This window comes from Sessilibacter sp. MAH1 (assembly GCF_054658315.1).
This window is the reverse complement of record NZ_BAAGIC010000003.1, coordinates 51,977-76,784: the sequence shown is the minus strand read 5'-3', so window position 1 is coordinate 76,784 and position 24,808 is coordinate 51,977. Positions and strand designations below refer to the sequence as shown.

At 42.0% G+C, this 24,808-nt stretch carries 21 protein-coding genes; 12 read left to right on the top strand and 9 right to left on the bottom strand.

Annotated elements, in window-relative coordinates:
• The first annotated feature begins 95 nt into the window (after positions 1-95).
• From ACYQ28_RS03855 to ACYQ28_RS03810, 10 genes are all read left to right on the top strand, one after another.
• A complete protein-coding gene (locus ACYQ28_RS03855) occupies positions 96-1,265 on the top strand; it encodes an acetylornithine/succinylornithine family transaminase (protein WP_460048445.1) in 1,170 nt (389 codons plus the stop codon).
• A gap of 245 nt (positions 1,266-1,510) precedes the next feature.
• Entirely contained in the window at positions 1,511-2,413 is a 903-nt protein-coding gene (argF, locus tag ACYQ28_RS03850; RefSeq protein WP_460048446.1) for an ornithine carbamoyltransferase, read from the top strand.
• Between the two features lie 114 nt (positions 2,414-2,527).
• Positions 2,528-2,884 carry a hypothetical protein gene (locus tag ACYQ28_RS03845; RefSeq protein WP_460048447.1) on the top strand — a complete coding sequence of 119 codons (357 nt, stop codon included), beginning with the start codon at positions 2,528-2,530 and terminating at the stop codon, positions 2,882-2,884.
• A 246-nt stretch (positions 2,885-3,130) separates the two neighbouring features.
• Positions 3,131-4,186, top strand: a complete 1,056-nt coding sequence (locus ACYQ28_RS03840; RefSeq protein WP_460048449.1) for an ABC transporter ATP-binding protein — start codon at positions 3,131-3,133, stop codon at positions 4,184-4,186.
• 784 nt (positions 4,187-4,970) lie between these two features.
• Positions 4,971-7,898: a ribonucleoside-diphosphate reductase subunit alpha gene (locus tag ACYQ28_RS03835; RefSeq protein WP_460048450.1), complete on the top strand. Its 2,928-nt coding sequence runs from the start codon at positions 4,971-4,973 to the stop codon at positions 7,896-7,898.
• Positions 7,899-8,094: 196 nt separating this feature from the next.
• Positions 8,095-8,373: a type II toxin-antitoxin system RelE/ParE family toxin gene (locus tag ACYQ28_RS03830; RefSeq protein ID WP_460048452.1), complete on the top strand. Its 279-nt coding sequence runs from the start codon at positions 8,095-8,097 to the stop codon at positions 8,371-8,373.
• 9 nt (positions 8,374-8,382) lie between these two features.
• The gene (locus ACYQ28_RS03825) at positions 8,383-8,655 is read left to right on the top strand and encodes a HigA family addiction module antitoxin (RefSeq protein ID WP_460048453.1); all 273 of its coding nucleotides are present in this window, start codon (positions 8,383-8,385) and stop codon (positions 8,653-8,655) included.
• An 18-nt stretch (positions 8,656-8,673) separates the two neighbouring features.
• Positions 8,674-9,030, top strand: a complete 357-nt coding sequence (locus ACYQ28_RS03820; RefSeq protein ID WP_460048455.1) for a hypothetical protein — start codon at positions 8,674-8,676, stop codon at positions 9,028-9,030.
• A complete protein-coding gene (locus ACYQ28_RS03815) occupies positions 8,912-9,244 on the top strand; it encodes an imm11 family protein (protein WP_460164690.1) in 333 nt (110 codons plus the stop codon). Before ACYQ28_RS03820 ends, ACYQ28_RS03815 begins: the two co-directional genes overlap by 119 nt.
• Before the next feature lie 449 nt (positions 9,245-9,693).
• On the top strand, positions 9,694-10,479 hold the full coding sequence (locus ACYQ28_RS03810; RefSeq protein WP_460048456.1) for an NINE protein: 786 nt from the start codon (positions 9,694-9,696) through the stop codon (positions 10,477-10,479).
• A gap of 120 nt (positions 10,480-10,599) precedes the next feature.
• Here the strand turns inward: ACYQ28_RS03810 and ACYQ28_RS03805 are convergent, their stop codons facing one another.
• The 7 genes from ACYQ28_RS03805 to ACYQ28_RS03775 form a co-directional block, all read right to left on the bottom strand.
• A complete protein-coding gene (locus ACYQ28_RS03805; protein WP_460048458.1) occupies positions 10,600-11,385 on the bottom strand; it encodes a 3-hydroxybutyrate dehydrogenase in 786 nt (261 codons plus the stop codon).
• Positions 11,386-11,488: 103 nt separating this feature from the next.
• Positions 11,489-12,403 (bottom strand): DMT family transporter, encoded by a 915-nt coding sequence (locus ACYQ28_RS03800; protein WP_460048460.1) that lies wholly within the window; start codon positions 12,401-12,403, stop codon positions 11,489-11,491.
• A gap of 162 nt (positions 12,404-12,565) precedes the next feature.
• Complete coding sequence (gene solA / locus ACYQ28_RS03795) at positions 12,566-13,720, bottom strand: N-methyl-L-tryptophan oxidase (protein ID WP_460048462.1); 1,155 nt, start codon at positions 13,718-13,720, stop codon at positions 12,566-12,568.
• A gap of 36 nt (positions 13,721-13,756) precedes the next feature.
• Entirely contained in the window at positions 13,757-14,629 is an 873-nt protein-coding gene (locus tag ACYQ28_RS03790; RefSeq protein WP_460048464.1) for an aspartyl/asparaginyl beta-hydroxylase domain-containing protein, read from the bottom strand.
• Positions 14,630-16,576: 1,947 nt separating this feature from the next.
• Complete coding sequence (locus tag ACYQ28_RS03785) at positions 16,577-17,092, bottom strand: regulatory protein RecX (protein ID WP_460048466.1); 516 nt, start codon at positions 17,090-17,092, stop codon at positions 16,577-16,579.
• A gap of 385 nt (positions 17,093-17,477) precedes the next feature.
• Positions 17,478-18,524, bottom strand: a complete 1,047-nt coding sequence (recA, locus tag ACYQ28_RS03780; RefSeq protein WP_460048468.1) for a recombinase RecA — start codon at positions 18,522-18,524, stop codon at positions 17,478-17,480.
• A 193-nt stretch (positions 18,525-18,717) separates the two neighbouring features.
• Positions 18,718-19,215 (bottom strand): CinA family protein, encoded by a 498-nt coding sequence (locus tag ACYQ28_RS03775; RefSeq protein ID WP_460048469.1) that lies wholly within the window; start codon positions 19,213-19,215, stop codon positions 18,718-18,720.
• Positions 19,216-19,489: 274 nt separating this feature from the next.
• Between ACYQ28_RS03775 and mutS the strand changes: the two genes are divergently transcribed.
• Positions 19,490-22,063 carry a DNA mismatch repair protein MutS gene (mutS, locus tag ACYQ28_RS03770; RefSeq protein WP_460048534.1) on the top strand — a complete coding sequence of 858 codons (2,574 nt, stop codon included), beginning with the start codon at positions 19,490-19,492 and terminating at the stop codon, positions 22,061-22,063.
• 151 nt (positions 22,064-22,214) lie between these two features.
• Positions 22,215-22,538, top strand: coding sequence for a ferredoxin FdxA (gene fdxA / locus ACYQ28_RS03765; RefSeq protein ID WP_460048470.1), 324 nt, complete (start codon positions 22,215-22,217; stop codon positions 22,536-22,538).
• 113 nt (positions 22,539-22,651) lie between these two features.
• Here fdxA and tsaA read toward each other — a convergent pair whose 3' ends face one another.
• Together tsaA and rpoS are read right to left on the bottom strand one after the other, a co-directional pair.
• Entirely contained in the window at positions 22,652-23,398 is a 747-nt protein-coding gene (tsaA, locus tag ACYQ28_RS03760) for a tRNA (N6-threonylcarbamoyladenosine(37)-N6)-methyltransferase TrmO (protein WP_460048471.1), read from the bottom strand.
• Between the two features lie 391 nt (positions 23,399-23,789).
• Complete coding sequence (gene rpoS / locus ACYQ28_RS03755) at positions 23,790-24,794, bottom strand: RNA polymerase sigma factor RpoS (RefSeq protein ID WP_460048472.1); 1,005 nt, start codon at positions 24,792-24,794, stop codon at positions 23,790-23,792.
• Positions 24,795-24,808 lie beyond the last annotated feature (14 nt).

The following is a 24,808-nucleotide window of genomic DNA, read 5'->3' as shown; positions in this document are numbered from 1 at the left end:
AATGCCGTTTTCGTGCAAACAATCGAATGTAAAACGGCAACTACGACCCAATTGGGTCAAATACTAATCTTAATCTGAGGTTCAAAAATACCGCCATGGATCAAAGCGCGTTAATGGATACCTACGGCCCAAGAATTGCCAAGCTCGTAAAAGGCGACGGCTGCTATCTTTGGGACGACGAAGGTAACCAATATCTCGATGCGCTCAGTGGAATTGCAGTTTGCGGTCTCGGCCACAAACACCCAGGCGTCACTGAAGCCATCACCGAACAAGCCAACACATTGCTACACATTTCTAACCTGTTTCAAATTGAACCACAGGAACGGCTTGGTCGACGCTTACGCGAAATTTCCGGTATGGACAAGGTGTTCTTTTCGAACTCAGGTGCAGAAGCTAACGAAGCCGCTATTAAAATCGCGCGCAAGTACGCCAACAAAAAAGGCGTTCTAGACCCAATTATCGTCACCTTTAACGGCAGCTTTCATGGTCGAACCATGGCCACGCTAACGGCTACCGGTAACAGTAAGGTCAAAGACGGATTTGCGCCGTTTTTATCGGGCTTTATTCACGCGCCCTACAACGACGTTGCCACCCTAAAAACCATCATCAAATGCAACCCACGCGTTGTTGCCGTTATGGTTGAGCCTATTCAGGGCGAAGGTGGCATTAATATTCCGGCAGATAACTATCTCAATGAATTGAGAAGTCTGTGTGATGAGCACGATTTGTTATTGATTTTGGACGAAATTCAAACCGGGAATGGCCGCACCGGCCGCTTTTTTAGCTACCAGTGGAACGGCATAACCCCTGATGTTGTAACTACGGCGAAAGGTTTGGGCAACGGCTTACCTATTGGCGCATGTTTAGCTAAGGGTAAAGCGGCTGAGGTGTTTCAACCAGGTAATCATGGCTCAACCTTTGGCGGCAATCCGTTTTGTACCCACGTTGCCGATCGCGTTGTTCAACACATTGTTGAAGATGATTTGCTTGCCCATGCCGAAAAACTGGGTGAATTCTATTTACAACGCTTCAACGAAGAGCTCAGCGGCCTAAGCCAGGTGAAAGAAATTCGGGGCAAAGGTTTATTGATTGGCATTGAATTGAGTCAACCGGCATCAACCATTGTTGCTCAAGCAAAAGACAAGGGTTTGATCGTAAACGTAACCTCCGGCAGTGTGATCCGATTACTACCGCCACTGGTGACAACCTTTGACCAAGCTGAGCAAACTGTCTCAATTCTTGCTGAGATTATTAAAGCACTGTAACTCAATCCATTAGACGGCCTGTTTTGAACAACAGGCCTTTAGAAATTGCTTAGGCGCTGAATTCTGCCATTGAAGAGTTGAGCCAGTAGACCGACTGGCAAGCCATGAATCCAGACAATAATCCGTACTGGATAAAACCCTTTATTTCGCTGCGAACACCATTGCAACGTTAAAAGGCGTACCGCCGGGTAGAAATCTTAGCTTAAGCATCAGCAGGGAAGCCTGCCTAGACCCGGGATGTAACTATGAAACATTTTCTACAGCTTAGTGATTTAACCACTGACGAATTGAACTCGATTATCGACCGAGGCATTGAACTCAAAGCACAACACAAAGCCGGTACCAGCAAAAAAACACTAAAACGCAAAGTGTTAGGAATGATCTTTGAAAAATCATCAACCCGAACTCGCGTTTCTTTTGAAGCCGGTATGGCACAGCTCGGCGGCCACGCCATTTTCTTATCGTCCAACGATACGCAAATGGGCCGCGGTGAACCGGTTGAAGATACCGCGCGCGTGATCTCTAGCATGGTCGACATCATTATGGTTCGAACCTTTAACCATGCCATGCTAGAAGCCTTTGCTCGCAACTCGTCAGTACCGGTAATTAACGCCTTGACCGATGATTTCCACCCATGTCAGCTACTTGCCGACATGCAGACCTTTCGCGAACACAGAGGCAGCATTCAAGGCAAAACCGTAACTTGGGTTGGTGACGGCAACAATATGTGCCAGTCGTACATCAATGCGGCCAGAATTTGGGACTTTCATCTTAAAATCGCCTGTCCCGAAGGCTACGAGCCAACACGCTCTATGTTGCTTGAAAACAGCGATCGCGTTGATATTGTGCGCGATCCTATCGAAGCGGTAAAAGGCGCATCGTTGGTTGTTACCGATACTTGGGCCTCTATGGGACAAGAAGAAGAAAAGCGTAAACGTCAGCAAATTTTTGCGAGCTACAAAGTTACTGAAGAGTTAATGACTTTCGCCAACGATGACGCACTGTTTATGCATTGTTTGCCTGCTTATCGCGGTATGGAGATCAGCGAAACCATGCTAGATGCCAAAAGCTCAGTCGTATGGGATGAGGCAGAAAACCGCCTTCACTCGCAAAAAGCCCTAATGGAATACCTCGTTAATCAAGCGTAAAAAGGCTATTAACCGCAGGTAAAGGCTTAACGGTAAACAAACTTAAAAAAGGTCTGCCATGCAGGCCTTTTTCTTTTACACAACTTTTAAAAACATACAAAACTGGAGGCCCAAATGTCCGTTAACTTTATGGAGAAAAGCGAACAAGAGCTTTGGGATATCGCTAATCCAATTATGGATAATCTTATGCGAGCCTCCACCGACATTGACCATCCAAAACACGTTCGCAATTTTACCGAGCGAGCCAAAGCCATAGTGACGCCAGAACACCTGCTTAGAGTTTGCACCAAGTATCAATCAGAGAAGGGCCAATGGTTACATCGCGAACCTTTGGCAATACTAAGAAGGCCCAACTCTGCTGCTGTTATCTGGAAACAGTTTTGCTCCAAAGCTCAAGGTGAATACGTGGCCGAGATTGTCTTGGTCAACATCAATGGCCGTTATTTAATCGACCATGCTATGGTTTTTTAACGATCAAGTTTTTAACAATCACTTCTTTTAAAATACGGCCTTTTAGCCATAGCTTTTTAATAATCCTCATCAGCAACCGTCAAAGACGGATACATTGGTTAGGCAAGACCAAAGATTATCGTTGTAAATCAAATAATTGGCTCAAAGCTTGATAATAGGTAAAAGCAAGAAAAAGGTGGATGATAGCAACATGACTTTGAAGTATCCTGCCATGTCTGGAATTTCGATTAGAAGGCCTTTTGTCTGATGAGTTTTTTAGAATTAAAGTCCATCGCCTGCCAATACCCAGCGCAAGGCAAAACCTCAGACACACAGGTGGTTGAAAACCTCGACCTGACACTAAACGAAGGCGAAATAGCCTGTTTATTAGGCCCAAGCGGCTGCGGTAAAACTACGGTACTGCGTGCCATTGCTGGATTTCATAACCTCCACGCCGGCGAAATTCGCTTATCACAACAGATGCTATCAAGCGCCCTAACCACCTTAGCGCCGGAGCACCGCAAAATCGGTTTAGTGTTCCAAGACTACGCGCTCTTCCCTCACCTATCGGTAAAAGACAACATTATTTTTGGCCTGCATAAACAGCCCAAAGCTCAACAGATGGCGACCTGTGAAGAAATGCTCGCGCTGGTTCAGCTGCAACAATTGGCCGAACGATTTCCCCATGAATTGTCCGGTGGTCAACAACAGCGTGTGGCATTGGCCCGCGCACTGGCCGCAAAACCATCATTGCTACTACTTGATGAGCCCTTCTCAAACCTAGATGTCGAACTGCGCAGAACACTCGCGCTTGAGGTACGGAACATTCTCAAGCAACAGCAAATTACTGCGATTATGGTAACCCACGACCAAGAAGAAGCCTTTGCGTTTTCGGATGTCATTGGTGTGATGTACGGCGGAAAGCTGCACCAGTGGGATTCGCCCTACAATCTTTATCATCAACCCAACAGCCGTTTTGTGGCGAGCTTTATCGGCCAAGGCGTGTTTTTGTCGGGTAGGCTACGTGAGCATCACATTGAAACTGAACTTGGCTTAATTGCCAAAAATGGAGTGAATGATTGGCCTCACTCCGGGGAAGTTGATCTCTTGGTTCGCCCCGATGATGTTATTTTTGATGAACACAGCGAAATTGCAGGACAGGTTTCAGGTAAGGTTTTTGCCGGAACATCGACTTTGTACACCTTGCATTTAGGCTCAGGCTCAAAATTGCTCGCCAGTTTTCCAAGTCACCTCGACTATGCCATTGGCCAGCAAATTCCACTTTCATTGAATTTGCAACACCTCATTGGTTTCCCCAAATAAACTGTATTCCTGTTTGATTAACCGTTTTTTTGAGTAGGTTGACCAATTAAAAACCTGTCAGATTGGCTAACAGTTAACATCTTCTAAAAATTGCTCCTGTTAAGTGTAAAAAAGTATAAAACCAGATTTTTTAGTAGTTTTTGACGAATTAGAGTTATATCAATCGAAACATGGTTAGCAATTACTAACTTTTTGATTTATCCACACCTTATCAACAAAAAACCACCAAGTCACACAACTTGCAGAAAGCTCAAAAGCGCATTATCTTGTATCAAAGCCAATTCGAAACCCCTATATGTTGGGTTTCCTGTCAAGATGTTGTTAACACACAGAGTCGCAGAAAATAACCGCAAAAGGTGCCGAATTTGCACCGGTTCTAAGGCAAAAACTACAGATCGAACACGCAAAAACGCCACATAATAGGCAACCCAACACGTGAATCGCCCAAAAGCCTTGATACCTCTGAGATCAGGGCTTTTGAATTTTTAGGTAAGCAAAAGACTTACGGTTGTTAGGGATTCTCTGTTACGGCTTACGATGTTTGAATGTGAGAAAAATGACGCCATCCTTGCACTCGACTAGATTCATACAAATAAAACTCGCAGATGTTGAGTTTCAATACGTAGAAATCGTTTAACAATGTTTTTAACAGCATTGGCAATAACAAGCAGAACTAGGTAACCGCACAAGAGTTGCTCGTTCCATTTGCTTGTCGACAAATATTCAATCTATACCTCAGCTACAGCCACAAGCAGTAATAGCTACACAGTCTACGGAGACATACATGCGAACCGAGTCGGAAGTCCGAACCGATAAAACCTCGTCAAAAACCCCTACACCCACCGAAAAACGAGCCAGCCACGTAAGTGCTACCGCACCCGGGCAAATGCGCGTAATCAAGCGCAATGGCACGGTAGTACCCTTTGATGAGAGTAAAATCTCGGTTGCCATGACCAAGGCGTTTTTAGCGGTCGAAGGTGGCACCGCTGCGGCGTCATCGCGCATTCGCGAAACCGTTAAATCACTAACGGCGCAAATTGCAGCAACCTTCGCTCGACGTATGCCTTCTGGCGGCACCATGCACATCGAAGACATTCAAGATCAAGTAGAACTGATGCTGATGCGCGCCGGTGAACACAAAATCGCCCGCTCATACGTTCTTTATCGTGAAGAGCACGCACGTCTTCGTGCGGCTAAAGCTGCTACCACCTCTGAGCCACAACCCGATGCCGTTTACGGCACCATCATGGTAGTTATGCCAGACGGTAGCGAACAGGCACTTAACATGGTGCGTGTGCGCACATTGGTAGAAGAAGCCTGTGCTGGTCTTGCTGAAGTAAACCCGGAAGACATTCTTAAAGGTGCCATGCGCAATCTTTACAGCGGTGTTAGCCTTGAAGACGTCAACACATCTTTGGTTATTACCGCCCGTACGCTGGTCGAAAACGAGCCCAACTACAGCTTTGTAACCGCGCGTTTATTGTTAGACAAACTTCGCGCCGAAGCCCTTTCATTCTTGAAAATTGCGCAGCAAGCGACCCATCACGAAATGGAAGGTTTGTACGCCCAAGCTCTGCCTGCGTACATTAAAGCCGGTATTGAGCTTGAGTTGCTTAATCCAAAACTATTGGATTTCGACCTAGAAAAACTGGGTCAAGCGCTCGATCACAACCGCGACGACCAATTCACCTATCTTGGTCTGCAAACCCTCTACGATCGCTACTTTATTCACAGCGATGGCGTGCGCATTGAACTACCCCAGGTATTCTTTATGCGTGTGGCTATGGGTCTTGCCATTGAAGAAGAAAACAAAAACGAACGTGCCATTGAGTTCTATCAACTCCTCAGCTCGTTCGATTACATGAGTTCAACACCAACACTGTTTAACTCAGGGACTTTGCGTCCGCAGTTATCGTCTTGCTACCTGACCACCGTTCCCGATGATCTGCACGGCATTTACGGTGCTATTCGCGATAACGCCATGTTGTCTAAATTTGCCGGTGGCTTGGGTAACGACTGGACACCCGTTCGTTCGCTTGGCGCCTACATCAAAGGTACCAACGGTAAATCACAAGGTGTTGTGCCTTTCTTAAAAGTGGCTAACGATACCGCTGTTGCCGTTAACCAAGGTGGTAAGCGTAAAGGTGCCGTATGTGCCTACCTAGAAACTTGGCATTTAGACGTAGAAGAATTCCTAGAGCTTCGCAAAAACACCGGTGACGATCGCCGTCGTACCCACGACATGAACACCGCCAACTGGGTGCCCGATTTGTTTATGAAGCGCGTCTTCGAAGACAAAGAATGGACGCTGTTCTCGCCACACGACGTACCTGATTTGCACGACCTTTACGGCGAAGCCTTCGAGACCGCCTATTGCGCATACGAAACCAAAGCACAAACCGGTGCAATCAAGCTCAGCAAAACCGTTCGTGCTCTCGATTTATGGCGCAAAATGCTAGGCATGTTGTTCGAAACCGGCCACCCATGGATCACCTTTAAAGACCCATGTAACCTGCGCAGCCCGCAGCAACACGTTGGTGTGGTGCACTCATCGAACCTGTGTACCGAAATTACGCTAAACACAAAAGCCGACGAAGAAATCGCCGTGTGTAACCTAGGTTCTGTGAACCTTGCGCAACACATTGTTGATGGCAAACTCGATATCGAAAAACTCAAAGCCACCGTAAAAACCGCGGTGCGCATGCTCGATAACGTTATCGATATCAACTACTACTCGGTAGACAGCGCGCAGAACAGTAACTTCAAACACCGCCCGGTAGGTTTGGGTGTTATGGGCTTCCAAGATGCGCTTTACAAAATGCGATTGTCGTATGCCTCGGATGAAGCCGTTGAATTTGCTGATAACAGCATGGAAGCCATCAGCTATTACGCCATTGAAGCCTCCAGCCAATTGGCAACCGAACGTGGCACCTACTCCACCTTCGACGGTTCATTGTGGAGCCAAGGCATTTTGCCAATCGACTCTATTCAAAAATTGATTGCCGCCCGTGGTGAACAATTTATTGAAGTCGATACCAGCACCACCTTAGATTGGGACACCTTACGCGAAACCGTAAAAACCCAAGGTATGCGTAACTCCAACGTTATGGCCATTGCTCCGACAGCAACCATCGCCAACATTACTGGTGTGTCGCAATCCATTGAGCCGACGTATCAAAACCTGTACGTGAAATCGAACCTTTCCGGCGAATTCACCGTGGTTAACCCCTACCTTGTTCGCGATCTAAAAGAACGTGGCTTGTGGGACACCGTAATGGTTAACGACCTGAAATACTACGAAGGCTCGGTACAGGCCATTGATCGCATTCCAGAAGACTTAAAAGCGCTGTATCGCAACGCCTTTGAAGTAGAACCGCGTTGGTTAGTAGATTCTGCCAGCCGTCGCCAAAAATGGATCGACCAAGCCCAAAGCTTGAACCTATACATTGCCGGCGCTAGCGGTAAAAAACTCGACATCACCTACCGCATGGCTTGGTACCGTGGCCTAAAAACCACCTACTACCTACGTGCGTTAGCGGCAACCACCACCGAGAAATCTACCGTTAATACTGGCAGCCTAAACGCCGTATCTTCGGGCACAGCACCGGCAGGCGCCAGCGCCTCACCAAGCCAGCCCGCGCAAGAACCACAGGCCGCAGAAGTACCCAAAGCCTGCTCACTGGACGACCCAGATTGCGAAGCTTGCCAATAAGTTTTAATGGATAAAAACGCAGAAAATAAAAAACCGGCCTAGTGTCGGTTTTTTATTTAAGAAACTCCTTACGAACTTAAATCCATCGTACTCCCGACCACACCACTATTGCCGACCCAGCACAATCAAACTCAAAATAATCCAGCTTTCAACTTGTAGCGTATCGCGCTACAATATGCAAACGTAAGGAGACGGGATGATCAAATCATTCAAACACAAGGGTTTAAAAAAATTCTTTGAACTGGGAAAAACCCAAGGAATTCGTCAAGATCATGCCAATCGCTTACGAATTCGCCTAGCAATTTTGAATAACGCTATGTGTATAGAAGATATTGATCAGCCGGGCTTTAATTTACACCCCTTAAGCGGCGACCTAGCAAATCATTGGTCAATTTCAGTTAACGGAAATTGGCGATTATTTTTTATTTTTGAAGATGGCAATGTTTACGTTCTTGATTACGATGACTATCACTGAGGCCCAACCATGAATATGCACAACCCACCACACCCAGGTGAGCTGATCAAAACCTTTCTGATTGAAGATGAAGACGGCAATAAAATCGATTCCATTGCCAATGTTGCTAAAAAGCTTGGCGTGAGCCGCAGTGCATTAAATAAAGTAATTAATGGCAGCGCATCGCTGTCTTTAGAAATGGCATTAAGATTGGAAACGGTTGGCTCCGGCAGTGCCGAGATGTGGGCAAAAATGCAATCCGATTACACCTTGTGGCAATTGCGAAATCAAAGCGCAGCTTAAGTACTTCCACTTTAAACCATGACTTATCAACTTAGTTTTAATCGCCATAAATTTCTGGTGGCCGATATTCCTCTGGAAGAAATCTACGAAAAACACGGTACTTATTACCCATTTCAAGATGAACACGAGCAAGAATTAGAATCTTGGCAAGTAATCTGGAAGCCTTTAAATATCCGTTTTTATAATGACAGCGACTCTAATATCACCGCCATTCCTGACATTACCTGTTGGTTTACCGACCAACTCATCATGAACGATAAAACATTTAAAAGAACCGTTAAAACAGTATGCCGAATGGCTACCGATATTATGCGAAAACATTCCCTATTGGTTATTTCACGTAAATTTAAAAACCGATTTAAGTTACGTAGATAACAGTAAAAGCCAACGCAATATTGACGAGACAGGTTTTATTGAAGTTACTAAACTGGGCTTTCTTAAAAACAAAGTTGAATCGTTATTAATTTTTAAATCGCAGTTTAATAATTACGAAAGTATCTATTGTAACCAAGCATTTAAAGATTTAATCGAAAACAACCAACTTAAAGGCTTAAACTTTTCTAATAATTTGGCCTCAGAAATTATCTAGAAATAAATTTAAAAACATGACTAAAATCAAAACCATCAAGTGATAGATCTACATCTCGAATAACAATCCTGTTTTTTTATAAATTACTCTATATTTTTTAAATTCCACGCCTACCTCCTTCGAAAAACCCTTTATTTTTCAATCGACAAAACAACTTATTGAATAAAAAAACCAGCCCGCGATATAAACTTAAGGAAACTCTGATTAACTAAGAGTTTCTCGCGACACAAGGATGTGTCGCCAATTTCAAGAACGGTAAGTAATTGAAATTGTGAAGAAATTGGAAATCGCATTTTCAATTTCTGTCCTCTGATTAAATCATGGATGAGTTAATCAGAGGTTCCTTAAATATTAACTGATAATAAATTATCCGCAGAAGCGATTCCAACAACGCTGAAAACACTATAAATTATCCAACTTCAGCTGATTCAATATCGATAGGAACATCAATGACATCGCCATACCAGGTACCAAATTCTAACTTAAATACATACGAAACAAGAACTTGCAATGCTTGCGGAAAAGAAATGCATGCTTCAGCTGCTACGTGTCCAAATTGCGGGTTATCACAACGATCAAAACGGTATAAGAATAAAGTTACGGCTGCTATCTTTGCTTTTTTCTTAGGCGGCTTTGGTGCACACAGATTCTATTTAGGCCAATGGTGGGGTGTTTTTTATCTGCTATTTTGCTGGTTATGGATACCGGGATTAATTGCTCTTGTAGAATTTATCTATTTCTTAGTATGCAATCCTAAAAAATGGGATGACAAATATAACGAAGGGATTCCAGCTGGGCCAAACGATAAAAACAGCGGTTTCTTGGTAGCGATTATTATTGTTATTGGTTTATTTATGGTCACGGCAATAATCGGCATACTAGCGGCTGTCGCCCTTCCTGCTTATCAAGACTACACAACAAGAGCAAAAATTGACCAAACTATTGTGGAATCACAAGTATTGACCACAAGTATAGAACAATATTTTGATAAATATGACACTCTACCCGCTTCAAATACACATTTGGGTTATAACAAAATTTATCTAATAGATGAATCACATGAAGCAGTATTTAATGGTGAAGAGTTAATTATTACGTTTGGATCAGTAATATCAACCGTAGAAAATGAAACCCTTATCCTTACTCCAATAATCGAAAACAACTCAATCTTTTGGAATTGTACTAAAGGAACACTTAGAGAAAACTACAGACCCATTAAGTGCAGAAATCGGTAAATTATATTTTTTAAAGGAATACGTCGGGTTAAGATTAGAAAACCTTAACCCGAACACAACTTGAATAACTAAGTTAGCAAAGCATTTAGTAACACAATAAAAATAATGTCTTCCTAAGTTTTATTGCGCAGTCCAGCCACCGTCAATTGTTAATGACGAGCCGGTAATTAATTTCGCAGAATCACCACATAAAAACACAACTAGGTCGGCGATATCAGAAATGCTGACTTGTTGTTTAATGGCGTGTGCTTTTAGCAATACGTTTTTAATGGCTTCTTCTTCGGTCATGTTGTAGGTTTTTGCTAAACCGGGAAGTTGTTTGTGCATGAGCGGTGTATTTACACTGCCCGGACAAATGGCATTACAGGTAATACCAAATTCGCCCAATTCCAAGGCAACGGTTTTGGTTAATCCAATAACACCGTGTTTTGCAGAGTTGTAAGCAGATTTATAAGGTGATGCCACCAAACCATGAACCGATGAGGTATTAATAATACGGCCCCAACCTTTTGCTTTCATGCTTGGCACAAGGGCTTTTAAGGTATGAAAGTTAGAGTTTAAGCTAATGTCGATAATGGCATTCCATTTATCTTCTGGGAATTCATCAATTGGAGATACGTGTTGAATACCGGCGTTATTTACTAAAATATCGACACCACCAAATTCCGCAACGGCTACTTCACACATTGCACGAATTTCTTCGGGTTTAGTCATATCAGCATTGGAATACAATACGGTTACGCCGTATTCGGTTTCCATCGCACGGCGCTGTTTTTCAATTTCTTCTGCATCGCCAAAACCGTTAAGCATAATGTTAACGCCTTGTGCCGCTAACGCGAAAGCAATACCTTGACCGATACCACTGGTTGAACCGGTAATCAAAGCGGATTTATTTTTTAATTCCATAATAACGTCTCTAAAATCTTTTATGAATAATCGGGTTGATCGGTCTATTCGGTTAAATGTCTACAATAACGTATAAATCTGTAGCGTTTGTAAATATCTTAGCTTATTTTTTATTGGTAATAAAAACACCTACAGCAACAATGAGCACACCCGCAATAGCGGCATCTGATAGTTGCTGATGGTAAATTAAATATTCTTCTATGGCGGTAACAGGCGGTACCATATAAAACAAGCTGGTTACGCTAGATACTGAGCTGTTTTGAATTAAATAAATTAAAATAAAGATAGAACCAAACGATAATACAAATACTAACCAAAATAGAGCAAAAATAAATTCACCCGTCCATTGTACCTGCATTGTCTCAAACGAGAGTGCCAAAATGAGCATAACAATGCATGTTGTCGCGTATTGCAGAGCTGTACCGGTAATTGGATGCATTTCGGTACAATATTTCTTCTGAAAAATCACACCGTATGAGATTCCCATTAAACTCACAAATACGGCCAATAACGCTGCTGTCAGATTGCTACTCTCACCGAGATTAATCGCTAATATCTTTTCGGCAACCACAAAGCCAACGCCACAAAAACCAAGGCATAACCCTATCCATTGGTAGCGCGACATGGATTCGTTTAAAAAATAACGTGCGAACAAACACGAGCATATTGGCTGTAAACCCACTATCAATGCAGCGACGCCCGCAGACATTCCTAAACTAATCGCGGTGAAAATTCCACCTAGGTAAAAACCGTGCAGTAATAATCCCGAAACCGAAATATTAAACACCTGCTGTTGGCGATTCGGCCATGGCGAGGCCATTACCAAAGCAATTGCGCACAATAATAGGGTCGCAAAACCAAAACGAATGAATAAAAAAGTAAACGGTTCGACATAAGGCAAACCGTATTTAGCACCAATAAAACCTGTACTCCAAAGAAGTACAAATAAAGCTGGAAAGAACAGTACTGAAAACTTAGTGGTCGTGTTCAGCTTTATACGTTGATAATTAAAAGTCATAATTTTAGCCATTATATCAAGCTCAAAAATAACATTTAACGATCAAAATGTTTTTCCGAACTACACCTTACCAATCGCAACATCCCTTTTGCGATGTGTATTGAAGCAGAAAAAACTAAGCTTGTGATCTTTTGCTTAGTTAACTCTTTAAACTAAAAACAGTTACTCAAAGCGGCTTAGTTTAAATAGATCGATGTCGTATTTAGTACTACCATGCTGAGCCAAGTCGGCCATAATATCGCCAATTACCGAACAAAACTTAAAGCCGTGTCCTGAAAAACCACCAGCAAAATACACATTGGATGTACCCGGCAATAAATCAATCACAAAATGCTCATCAGGCGTATTGGTGTAAATGCACGTGGATTTATCCAATAGCTTACCCGCAGCTTCCGGGAAGAAACGCACTAAACCTTCACGAGTTAATTGCTCATCCGCTTCGCTGACGTCACGATTCATGTTATCGGGATCAACCACTTCTTTTAAGTGATGCGCTTTACCAAATTTAAAACCCGTCTGATCAAATACCGGAAATCCGTAATAATGACCTTCGTTAACTTTTAAATTAAACACCGGGAAATGATTCGGCGAAAACACTTCGGGATCATTGGGCTCAAACCAACCAACAACTTGGCGTTCAGGTGTTGCAACCTTGGGCAAATCTTTTAGAATTTTTAAGAACCAAGGTCCAGCCGTTACTACTAAACGATTGGCAAAGTATTCACCTTTGTCGGTAATCACTTTTACCGAACCGTCGTTAGATTCGAAATCTAATACCTGCTCGTGATCGTGAATTTCAGCGCCGTTTTCTTTCGCCAAACGAATAAAGGCATCGATACACTTCTCGGCAAATAATACACCGCCATCTGGCTGATAAACCGAGTAGATATCATCAGGAAGGTTGTAACCCGGAAATTTTTCCGCAACTTGGCGTGCATTTAAAATCTCGTGTGGTAAATTGTGTTCTTCGCAAGATCGCTTAGAGCCTAAAAAAATCTCACTGTCTTCGTAACCGGCGTCGATTGATCCGGTAATTGCCAACAAATGCTCACCGGATTTTTCTTCCAATTTTCGCCACAAATCATAGGCTTGTTGAACCAATTTTACGTAATAAGGTTCTTGATAGTAGGCCATACGAATAATACGCGTGGCGCCATGGGAAGAACCCATTTGGTTAGGAATTGAAAAGCGATCAATACCCAATACTTTTAAACCACGTTCTGCAAGTTCACAAATGGTGGCACTGCCCATGCCACCAACACCAAGAACGATAACGTCGTAATGATTAGATGAAGCGTTATCTGTAGATGTGCTCATTGTAATTCCTTAATCGTGTAGATTTCTCAACAGCACTTAGTTAGCCGGGGTTAAAAACTCAAAAGATTCTTGCTTTAAGAATCGTGTGATTCGATTTTCCCACACTCCAACTTGGTCTTTATCACCCATTAAATAGTACATTTCACGAACAAGATCTAACGAAGATTTGCCGGTGAAGTCGTAATTATAGAAAGAGCGTAATAACGTTTCTTCAGCTTCTTTTTTACGGTCTTGTTGATAAAGACGTAACGCAGAAACTAATTTGGTATTTAAATCGTCGTCGGTAGGCGTTTGCATGCCGCGAATCCAAGCTTCGTCTAGAACTTCTTGGCGAACCATATTTTCTAGATTTTCGTTTACATAGCAGTCGAAAACAATATGAATACGATCAGAACCGTTATTTACTGCACCATGTATGTAATCTGCCGGATTTAATTTCCACAAGGCATCTTCATGCATGTGTACTTTGCGTCCTTCTAAAATTAAAAACGCCTCGTCATTGGTTTGCACAGGTAAATGTAGACGTAGACGTTTTTTGTCTTCTAGCTCTGAATAGTCGCGGTGTTCCCACAAACAAGCGCCTGGACGCAATAAATTTAAACGAACCCACATCAAATCAAGACCTAGATCTTCAATGATTTTTGCAGTTTTTGGTAATTTGGCCAAAACATCCGTTGGTTCAGGTGTACAGTCTTTAATAAGTGTATTACTGCTGTCACCGTTACTGCTGTACAAAGACAATGAATGCACGCCTTCAGAAACGTACTCACTGTACGAGAAGTTTTTCCAATCTAAATTTGCTTCTTTAATTTCATCCGCGATAATTTTACTCACCCCAGCGTCAAATTTTTTAACGCGAGAAACAGCCGGCAAGAATTTTTCGATAGAATTACAGACATTATTTAACATAATATTTCTTCCTTAAATATATTTGTAAAACATTAAAATGCTGAGAAACAATATTTAAGGCAACACCCTAAAACCCTAAACATTACTCAGGTAGTGATTTATTTGTTTGAAATAGATTAATTTAAAAATGACTTAATTTATTTTTTATACAAGGCTAAACAATACAGTTAGTGCAACTAAATTTTTATACAGACCAAAGCTATTTAATTAATTTAATAAAACTTGAGTCTATTTATTATTATCCGAAACGATTTTGACCACTTAATCAAAATAAATTTAGATTTATTTGCGCACAGAGATACTTATTACCGTTTTATTTTTTGTATCGGAGTGTAGGACTAATTTATGACCGATACTTTACAGTAACAAGATGAACAAAAATAAAAGAATGCTTTGTTAGAAAAAATTTAAACTTCTATTTGTAACTGTCTGACAGTTAGGTTGCGCATTATATTTATAAAAAACATTCTGTATTCTTAATAAAATATTTTTTTTGAATCAATTCACAAAGAATTTTTTAATTTAAATAAAACAAACCACAATAATGAAAAATAAAAGTTATTATTAATACGAAAGCATTACTTCACATTGTAATCAACCAATCTTAGCCATCAAAAAAAACATTCATTCAAAAATATAAAACTGCGTCCATTGATTTCAAATTAAATTTGAAATTTAGACTTAAGAAGTGAATTAAATGCTCGTGAGATTGATCGACTGAGGATTTATTACCCTAGCTGATTAAGGCGCGCAGTATATTTACTCATTGATTAGCCTCAATACTGACAGGAATAACAGCCTAGATTGTAAGCCTGTTCATTTACATAAATTTATGTAATTTCGGTTACATATTATTAATTTTCTAATTTTTACCAAATTAAATTAACGTTCAAAAATACGTTCACTTATTTAATGTTATATACAAACTACCGAAACCTTTGATTTACTCTTCCACGATGAAATCGAAGGGAATAAATTGAAAAACTTATGTCTAATTTTTTCTTTAATTTCAATTAGTTACGGTGATTTAAATTACCAAATCCTCATCATGTTATAAGGGGTTATGGGTTAGCCTTTTTTATAGCATGGAGAAAAAACCAGTCTTAGAGAGAGTTTTTTTACCATAAAAACTCAACATATTTTTTACTTACATCGAAGACCGACCTAGCGTCTTAATGTTCTTGCGAGCAAAAACAATTTGTAATAAATATTCCAGAGATTTTGTTATCTCCCTGGAATTTACATTTTCGACTTTAAAAAATGAACTTTATTTTATTTTGTGATATTTCATTAACAATTATTAACTTGTTCATTTTTCCTATTAAAAACATTAAAAAATAATTCTTAAATTACGGCGGCAAACTTCATTTATTACAAGCTCAATACGCTTCCGATTAATCTCACACATTTTACAATCAGTTAAAAATATTCAAATAAATATATGTCACTATAGTCATGCCGGTCACGTTAATTACTTTAATTACTTTAGTCAGCTTTAAATATTTTTACCCCAAAAACCTGAACAAAGAACGCAACCAACATATTTGTAAAATAAACTCATATCTGAACAACGGTAACTGTGGCTAGTTAAAAGTCCAACTACTGTATTTTTTGTCACAGATCAAAAATTGGGTCTTTAATGAAGTACAAACTCTAAACTAACCATTAATACCTATTAAATTAGGAACCTCTGATTAACCCTCATGAGTTAATCAGAGGTTCTATTTGGAAATTTCAGGCATTATTAGTAATTTTATAAAGAGGGCTGACTCTGGTTTTATACCGGGTTGTTATCAGAATTTTAAAGATACGTGCAAATAATGTTTGCACATACGATATTTTTTATAGACGGGAAATTTTATATTGATTGTAAAATAACGATTGGAATAAAACTTATTTATTCGAAATGCAATAATTTAAAGACGACTAATATCAAAAAAGCATATTTTATTCGGTTGCATCTAATGCGTAGCTGATTTGATCCGAGGTAAAACCTCTGTACGACAAATAACGGTAACATTTCGCTTTTAATTTTGGATCCGTTTTAATTTGCTCCCTACTATCTGGTCCAAATTTTCGGTCAAACGCTAATTTCGCCAGCTCAAACCAATCGATAGTATCAGTCTCTAATGCGCTGGCGATGTGATGATTAGCGAGCCCCTTTTGCTTGAGCTCATTACGAATACGCAGTGGCCCGCGAAATTTTGTGCTACTGCTACGAACAAAAGCTTCGCTGTAGCGCTCATCATTGACGTAGCCATATTCGATAACTTTGTTGAGGCAATGCTGAAGGGCATTGTAAAAGTCTTCTGTCGTTTGCCCACTCTCATCATCTGTCGCAAACTTATTGTGCAGCTTTTTTGTTAATTCCGAGGTCGAGTAATCACGACGCGATAACAAATAAATTGCGTAATCGGTAAACTTTTTAGGTAAGTCTGTTGTTTGCTTAAGGTCTTTGGGCACGAGATTCGATGCTCAATTAATCAATTTAATACAATAGGAATTTCTGGCTAACTTATCCTTGATTGAATCGAATTGCAAAATTAAACATGCTACTTCATATTTTTCAAACGCTCGATTGCTTATGAGAGACGCTGATTAACCTAGAGTTTCTCGCGACACAAGGATGTGTCGCCAATTTCAAGAACGGCAAGTGATTGAAATTGTGAATAAATTGGAAATCACATTTTCAATTTATTCCCTCTGATTAAATCAAGGATGAGTTAATCAGAGGTTCCTAGAGTTTCTTATCAATAAAAAAGCCGACATTTAAAGTCGGCTTTTTACTAATGAAAGTCTATTAAATACTCTGATTAACTCATGGGTGACTCAATCAGTAATCTTCATATTATTCTTCAACTTCAGAAGACTCTTCATCAACCTCGACGGCGTCATCTTCTCTGCTTGTCTCAGGTAATAATTTTTCTCTAATTTGTAACTCAATGGTTTTAGCAATCTCTGGATTTTCACGCAAAAAGCGCATGGAGTTATTTTTACCCTGGCCAATCTTATCGCCTTGATAACTGTACCAAGCGCCGGACTTATCGATTAGACCGAGTTTTACGCCATAGTCGATTATTTCACCCAACAGGTTAATACCCTGACCGTAAAGGATTTGGAATTCTGCTTGTTTAAACGGCGGAGCAACTTTGTTTTTAACCACTTTTACTCGGGTTTCGCTACCAATGACTTCTTCGCCTTCTTTTACCGAGCCGATTCGGCGAATATCTAACCGTATAGAGGCATAAAACTTCAGTGCATTACCACCGGTGGTAGTTTCTGGAGAGCCGAACATCACACCAATTTTCATACGAATTTGGTTGATGAAAATAGCCAAACAGTTAGCGTTTTTGATATTACCGGTAATTTTACGCAAGGCTTGCGACATAAGACGAGCCTGCAAACCCACGTGATGATCACCCATTTCACCTTCGATTTCAGCCTTTGGCGTTAACGCCGCAACAGAGTCAACCACAAGAACGTCAACAGCACCGGAGCGAACCAGCATGTCGGCAACTTCTAAAGCTTGTTCACCGGTGTCTGGCTGGGAAACGATAAGATCGTCAACATTAACCCCGAGCTTTTCAGCGTAAATAGGATCCAGCGCGTGCTCAGCATCAATGAAAGCACAAGTACCGCCTTGTTTTTGGGCTTCAGCGATGACTTGTAACGTTAAAGTGGTTTTACCAGAAGATTCTGGGCCGTAAATTTCAACGATGCGTCCCTTTGGTAAACCGCCAATACCCAGCGCGGAATCTAAACCAATAGAGCCTGTAGAAACCGAAGGAATATTATGATGTTCACGGTCTCCCATGCGCATGACCGTGCCTTTACCAAACTGTCGTTCAATTTGGCTTAAAGCCGCGGCGAGTGCTTTCTCTTTATTGGCGTCCATTGATATCCTCGTGGGTTTAACGTTTTTTTGTTTCATAAGCTGCGTTGGTTCTTTAAGGTTAGAGTATCAAAAGCCGTAGCTTACAAAATATGACACCGATAAGTGAACCCAAGCGGCTGAATTCAGTTGCTTTAAATTATCACATGATACTGTATAAGAAAACAGTTATTGTTTATTTATACAGTATTTTTCATTAGCCATTACCCGGTACCATTTCGATCAAACCACGCAAGCTGGCCATGGTCGCTTGACGGCGAACTTCGGCTCGCCCACCGTTAAATTGAAAATGTTTACTAACAGTTTGACGATTACTTTTTGAGCTCCAGGCAATCCAAACTGTACCTATGGGTTTTTCTTTACTGCCGCCGGTTGGCCCCGCGACACCGCTAACAGCCACCGAAAAATCAGCACCCGAAGCTCTTAATGCACCCTCCGCCATTTCTTGAACAACGGCTTCGCTGACTGCACCGTGAGTGTTAAGTGTTTCTTCACTTACACCCAATTGTTGGGTTTTGGCTTGGTTTGAGTAGGTAACCCAACCCAGTTGAAACCACAGAGAACTGCCCGGAATTTCAGTAATTGCCGCAGCGATACCGCCACCAGTACACGACTCTGCCGTGGTACAGGTCAAACTTTTTTCTGACAATAGATTTCCCAATTGTTGGGCAAGAGATTCTGTCATTGATTTCATAATTTAAACTATCGGTTTCCTATCAGTACTTCGGTGAGGCGCGCTGAGAAGCTCGTCTCTGAGATTAGCTTCCATCAGTGAGTATATGTACGAGATACGTTAGACTATCGTGCTTTTATTTTCGAGCTCAAGTAAACCTTGAGCGGAACCGGTCGCAAATTGCGATCATTCATTCCAAGTAAACAATCAAATTGTCTTTATGGACCCACAAAATCTCCAAAACGCGCAAAATTTCTCCTCGATAGACACCGCCGATTTATCTCACCACACGCCGATGATGCAGCAATACCTGCGCATCAAGGCCGAGCATCCGCACGAATTGGTGTTTTATCGTATGGGCGATTTTTACGAGCTCTTTTTTGATGACGCTAAAAAAGCATCCGAGCTATTAGATGTCACACTAACCGCTCGCGGAAAATCCGGCGGCAATCCAATTCCCATGGCTGGTGTTCCGTTTCACGCAGCGGAGGCCTATTTAGCGAAGCTGGTTCGTTTGGGCGAGTCGGTTGCCATTTGTGAGCAGGTCGGTGATCCCGCCGAAAGCAAAGGCCCGGTCGAGCGAAAGGTTGTGCGGGTAGTCACTCCAGGTACGGTTAGTGATGAAGCTTTATTGAACGAAAATAAAGACAATTTATTAGTAGCTGTTAATGTTGTTGATAACTGTTTTGGAATTGCCACCTTAGACATTGGCAGTGGCCGCTTCCACGTTTTAGAGGTCTTCGGTGAAGAAGCATTATTGGCAGAAGTTGAGCGATTAAAGCCCGCCGAAATATTGTTTGCGGAAGATTTAGGTGGCCAGTACCTGCCGCCGAAAACACGTGGTCAGCGACCTCGCCCACCTTGGGAATTTGATTACGATACGGCCACGCGGTTGCTGTGTGAGCAGTTTGCCACCAAAGACTTATCGGGATTTGGCTGTGGAAATCTGCACGCTGCCATTGGCGCCGCTGGTTGCTTACTTTCTTATGCCCAAGAAACCCAGCGCACATCGCTGCCGCATATTCGCTCGTTAAAACATGAAGATCGCGATGAAGCAGTAGCCCTTGATGGCGCAACTCGTCGTAACCTAGAAATCGATTTGAATTTATCGGGTGAAGAATCTAATACCCTCTACTCGGTTTTAAATAAAAGCGCTACCGCCATGGGTAGCCGATTGTTACGCCGTTGGCTGAATCGTCCGCTGCAAAATCTTGCGATTTTAACGGAGCGCCAAGATGCTATTGAGTCCTTGTCGCAAAACTATCATTACGAATCAATTCATCAGTCACTGAAAAATATCGGTGACTTAGAACGTATTTTAGGCCGTGTTGCGCTGCGCTCTGCTCGACCGAGAGACTTGTCTCGACTGTGCGCGAGTTTAGCGGTCTATCCTGGCCTGCAAGCGGATCTAAAAACGCTAGATGCATCTGCAAAATTGCACAGTCTAAGCAACGAGATCGCTGAGTTTCCAAAAATTGTTGAGCTGCTGAGTAAAGCGCTCGAAGAAAATCCACCGGTGGTGATTCGAGAAGGCGGCGTAATTGCCAATGGCTATGACAGCGAACTTGATGAACTCCGATCATTGAGTACCAATGCCGGGCAGTTCTTAGTAGATTTAGAAGAGCGAGAAAAAGCCCGCACGGGAATCAGTACGTTGAAGGTCGGCTACAACCGCGTGCACGGTTACTACATTGAAATCAGTCGCGGCCAATCGGATTCAGCGCCGGCAGACTACCTGCGCAGACAAACGTTGAAAAATGCCGAACGGTTTATCACGCCTGAGCTTAAAGCGTTTGAAGATAAGGCACTCTCTGCCAAGAGTAGAGCGCTATCACGAGAAAAAGCGCTTTACGATGAGCTGCTAGAAATCATTAATGAAGATCTCATTGATTTGCAAATCTCTGCCGCCGCTGTTGCCGAACTGGATGTGTTAACCAACTTGGCGGAACGCGCATTATCGCTGAATTTCTGTCGACCCAAATTGGAAAAAACACCGGGCTTAGACATTGTTGGTGGCCGACACCCAGTTGTCGAACAAGTGATTGATACGCCGTTTGTGGCCAACGATTTAAGTTTGGATGAGCATCAACGCATGCTCATTATTACCGGTCCAAACATGGGCGGTAAAAGTACCTATATGCGCCAAAATGCCTTGATTACTTTGCTGGCGCATGTGGGCAGTTTTATTCCCGCTCAGAGCGCGCGCATTGGTATTGTCGATAGAATTTTTACTCGAATTGGTTCGTCTGATGATCTTGCCGGCGGTCGATCAACGTTTATGGTGGAAATGACCGAAACCGCTAATATTTTGCACAATGCCACCTATCGCAGTTTAGTGTTAATGGATGAAGTCGGACGAGGCACCAGCACCTTTGATGGCCTGTCATTGGCTTGGGCCTGTGCGCATTATTTAGCAGAAAAAATTGGAGCCTTCACCTTGTTTGCTACCCATTATTTCGAGCTAACTCAATTGCCAGAGCAAATCGCCACCGTAGCAAACGTTCATCTAGATGCAACCGAACACAACGATAATTTGGTGTTTTTGCATCACATTCAACGCGGTGCCGCAAATCAGAGTTTCGGTTTACAAGTTGCCAAGCTCGCAGGAATCCCACAGCCAGTATTAGCAATTGCAAAACAGCAATTGGAGCTGTTAGAAGCAGGCTCTACGGCGGTGAATAACCTTCCACCCAAAGTTATCGCTGCGCCAAGTAATACTGAAAAGACAGACTTTTTTCAGGGAGATTTTTTCAGCAGCGCGCCACATCCAATTGTTGCCGAGCTGGAAAAACTTGATCCTGATGAGCTCACAGCGAAAGCGGCGTTGGATTTGATCTACGCGTTAAAGCGAAAGTTAAAATCAAACTGACACCTAATTGCTAATAATTTTCATTTACCATAAAAGTTTATAATTATTCAATGGGTCGATAAACATTACTGGAAAAAGCACGTGCAAAAATTTATCGACTCTTGATAGAATGCCCCGCTCGAAATTTAGCAGATAGTTATTGGAGCCCACCATGACCTTCGTCGTTGGCGAAAACTGTATTAAATGTAAGCACACCGACTGCGTGGAAGTTTGCCCTGTAGACTGTTTTTACGAAGGCCCAAATTTCCTTGTAATTCATCCAGACGAGTGTATCGATTGTGCGTTGTGTGAACCAGAATGCCCTGTTGATGCTATTTTCTCGGAAGATGAACTACCAGAAGATCAAGCTGCGTTCCTTGAACTGAATGCAGAATTGGCCGAAGTATGGCCAAACATTACAGAGATGAAAGAGTCACTTCCCGATGCAGCAGATTGGGATGGCGTTAAAGGCAAGTTGCAGTATCTAGAGCGTTAAGCTTTTCCAGACTCTATCCAACGACAGACAATATCTGCACGTATGTCGTTGGTAATCTTGTTTTTAGTATTCCCGCAATAATTTTTCAATTAATTATCCAAAAAACTTAGTTCTTAAGTCTTCAGTTTTTTCACCGCAATCACTTCAATCTGCCACTGATCACCCTCTGTAGGTCGATAAACCCAGCTCACGTCAACGTTTTCAATATTGGCAGTATAAATACGAGATTCATCAAACTGCTGATACTGCGGACGTGGATCTAAACCTAATATCGACGCAATTAAGGATTGGTTGTATTCACAGGAATCTGTTAATGATTCTTTTAACTCTGAAGAAAAAACAACCGGTAATTTAGTAGGCGTTGTATCGGCGAAACCAGAGCGCGCGTTAAGAATAGAATCTGCGTAGTGAATGTAGGGCTTTATGTCGAGAACCGGTGTTCCCTCAACCATATCCAAACCACTCACATGCAACAGCACCTGATTGGGCTTAACCTCTACGGAGTCGAGTTTTACTACCGACAAACCAATAGGATTGGGACGCACCGGTGCGCGTGTCGCAAAGACGCCTAACTTAGCATTGCCACCCAATCTCGGTGGACGCACCTTTGCACGCCAAGGTGTTTTCATACTTTGATCAAATACAAACTGCACCCATAAATGGCTGAACTGCTCAAGACCCAAAACCGCGTCTGGATCATTAAACGGCTCTAACAACTCAATAACTCCGGTCGCCTCGGCCACCAAACCACTTTGTCGCGGTGTCGCAAATTTTTCTTTAAAACACGAGTGAACAACACCAATCGCCGAAAACGAGTAGGTTACATTGGAAAAATTCTGGCTGGGCTTTTTGGTAGGCATAATCTGCAAGGCTAATGTTTCAAAAAGGCATCCTACTGCTTTTTTATCGACAATCAACCACCATCAAAACGTATGCTGTTGGCAATCTTTAGAATGCAACCACTACCAATAATTGTTCGAGGATTTTTAGAGTGTTAAAAGCACCAAAAGCCGTGCTTTTATTTACGATCAACAATGAGCTTAGATGCCTTCATAAGTTTGGCTTGCGATGCGAGGAATTAATTAGCGGAATTATGCGCCAAAGGGTTCCTTAATAAACTCTTTCAGGATTGGATTAAAGATTCCCCAAAATAAAATCATAAAAAAAGCCGCAAAAAGCGGCTTCAAATTTTGTTAATTTAGGGAACTAAGATTGACTAGCTACGAATTAACTCAATATCCCTTATGTGAATTAAAAGCTAAACAAGCACTCACCATCAAGACCTTGTTGTTCAAGAATATCGCGTAGGCGTTTTAATGCTTCCACTTGTATTTGGCGCACACGCTCGCGAGTTAAGCCAATTTCTTTACCAACCTCTTCTAACGTACTCATTTCATAACCACGAAGACCAAATCGGCGAGCAATAACTTCTCGTTGTTTTTCGGTCAACTCGCCTAACCAATTATCCAAACTGTTGCACAGATCGCTGTCTTGTAACATTGAAGACGGATCAGAATGTTGATGATCTGGAATGGTATCGGCTAATGTTTTTTCTGAGTTAATACCAAGTGGTACATCCATTGATGTTACACGCTCGTTTAACTTCAGCATTTTTTCAACATCTTCGACCGGCTTTTCTAGCAAGGTCGCAATTTCATCGGGTGTAGGCTCATGATCGAGTTTTTGCGATAACTCACGAGCTGCACGCAAATACACATTAAGTTCTTTTACCACGTGAATCGGTAAACGAATGGTTCGCGTTTGATTCATGATGGCACGTTCAATCGTTTGACGAATCCACCAAGTTGCATAGGTAGAGAAGCGGAACCCACGTTCGGGATCAAACTTTTCAACCGCACGAATTAAACCCAAATTACCTTCTTCAATTAAATCTAGTAAGGCAAGTCCACGGTTAACATAACGTCGAGAGATTTTTACCACTAATCTCAAATTACTTTCTATCATTCTTTTGCGAGAACCCTCGCAGCCTTTCAAGGCTTTTCTCGCAAAGAAAACTTCTTCTTCAGCAGATAAAAGCGGGGAAAAACCAATTTCATTGAGGTATAGCTGAGTTGCGTCTAGATTTTTAGCAATTTCGTCTGATTCGTCGCCAAAAGACTTTTTTGAATGATGAGAAAAAACTTCATCAGCAGAATCATCATCATTATCGACGTCAATGAAGTTGGCGTCTAAATCGGATACAACAAACAAGTTATCGTCAGCTTTAATATTAGAATTATGTATAGTCACTGCCATGATCTTAGCCCTGT

Excerpts from the sequence above, each read along its gene's own strand:
- ACYQ28_RS03855 (WP_460048445.1), top strand. The coding sequence starts at position 96 with ATGGATCAAAGCGCGTTAATGGATACCTACGGCCCAAGAATTGCCAAG.
- argF (WP_460048446.1), top strand. The coding sequence starts at position 1,511 with ATGAAACATTTTCTACAGCTTAGTGATTTAACCACTGACGAATTGAAC.
- ACYQ28_RS03845 (WP_460048447.1), top strand. The coding sequence starts at position 2,528 with ATGTCCGTTAACTTTATGGAGAAAAGCGAACAAGAGCTTTGGGATATC.
- ACYQ28_RS03840 (WP_460048449.1), top strand. The coding sequence starts at position 3,131 with ATGAGTTTTTTAGAATTAAAGTCCATCGCCTGCCAATACCCAGCGCAA.
- ACYQ28_RS03835 (WP_460048450.1), top strand. The coding sequence starts at position 4,971 with ATGCGAACCGAGTCGGAAGTCCGAACCGATAAAACCTCGTCAAAAACC.
- ACYQ28_RS03830 (WP_460048452.1), top strand. The coding sequence starts at position 8,095 with ATGATCAAATCATTCAAACACAAGGGTTTAAAAAAATTCTTTGAACTG.
- ACYQ28_RS03825 (WP_460048453.1), top strand. The coding sequence starts at position 8,383 with ATGAATATGCACAACCCACCACACCCAGGTGAGCTGATCAAAACCTTT.
- ACYQ28_RS03820 (WP_460048455.1), top strand. The coding sequence starts at position 8,674 with ATGACTTATCAACTTAGTTTTAATCGCCATAAATTTCTGGTGGCCGAT.
- ACYQ28_RS03810 (WP_460048456.1), top strand. The coding sequence starts at position 9,694 with ATGACATCGCCATACCAGGTACCAAATTCTAACTTAAATACATACGAA.
- ACYQ28_RS03805 (WP_460048458.1), bottom strand. The coding sequence starts at position 11,385 with ATGGAATTAAAAAATAAATCCGCTTTGATTACCGGTTCAACCAGTGGT.
- ACYQ28_RS03800 (WP_460048460.1), bottom strand. The coding sequence starts at position 12,403 with ATGACTTTTAATTATCAACGTATAAAGCTGAACACGACCACTAAGTTT.
- solA (WP_460048462.1), bottom strand. The coding sequence starts at position 13,720 with ATGAGCACATCTACAGATAACGCTTCATCTAATCATTACGACGTTATC.
- ACYQ28_RS03790 (WP_460048464.1), bottom strand. The coding sequence starts at position 14,629 with ATGTTAAATAATGTCTGTAATTCTATCGAAAAATTCTTGCCGGCTGTT.
- recA (WP_460048468.1), bottom strand. The coding sequence starts at position 18,524 with ATGGACGCCAATAAAGAGAAAGCACTCGCCGCGGCTTTAAGCCAAATT.
- ACYQ28_RS03775 (WP_460048469.1), bottom strand. The coding sequence starts at position 19,215 with ATGAAATCAATGACAGAATCTCTTGCCCAACAATTGGGAAATCTATTG.
- mutS (WP_460048534.1), top strand. The coding sequence starts at position 19,490 with ATGATGCAGCAATACCTGCGCATCAAGGCCGAGCATCCGCACGAATTG.
- fdxA (WP_460048470.1), top strand. The coding sequence starts at position 22,215 with ATGACCTTCGTCGTTGGCGAAAACTGTATTAAATGTAAGCACACCGAC.
- tsaA (WP_460048471.1), bottom strand. The coding sequence starts at position 23,398 with ATGCCTACCAAAAAGCCCAGCCAGAATTTTTCCAATGTAACCTACTCG.
- rpoS (WP_460048472.1), bottom strand. The coding sequence starts at position 24,794 with ATGGCAGTGACTATACATAATTCTAATATTAAAGCTGACGATAACTTG.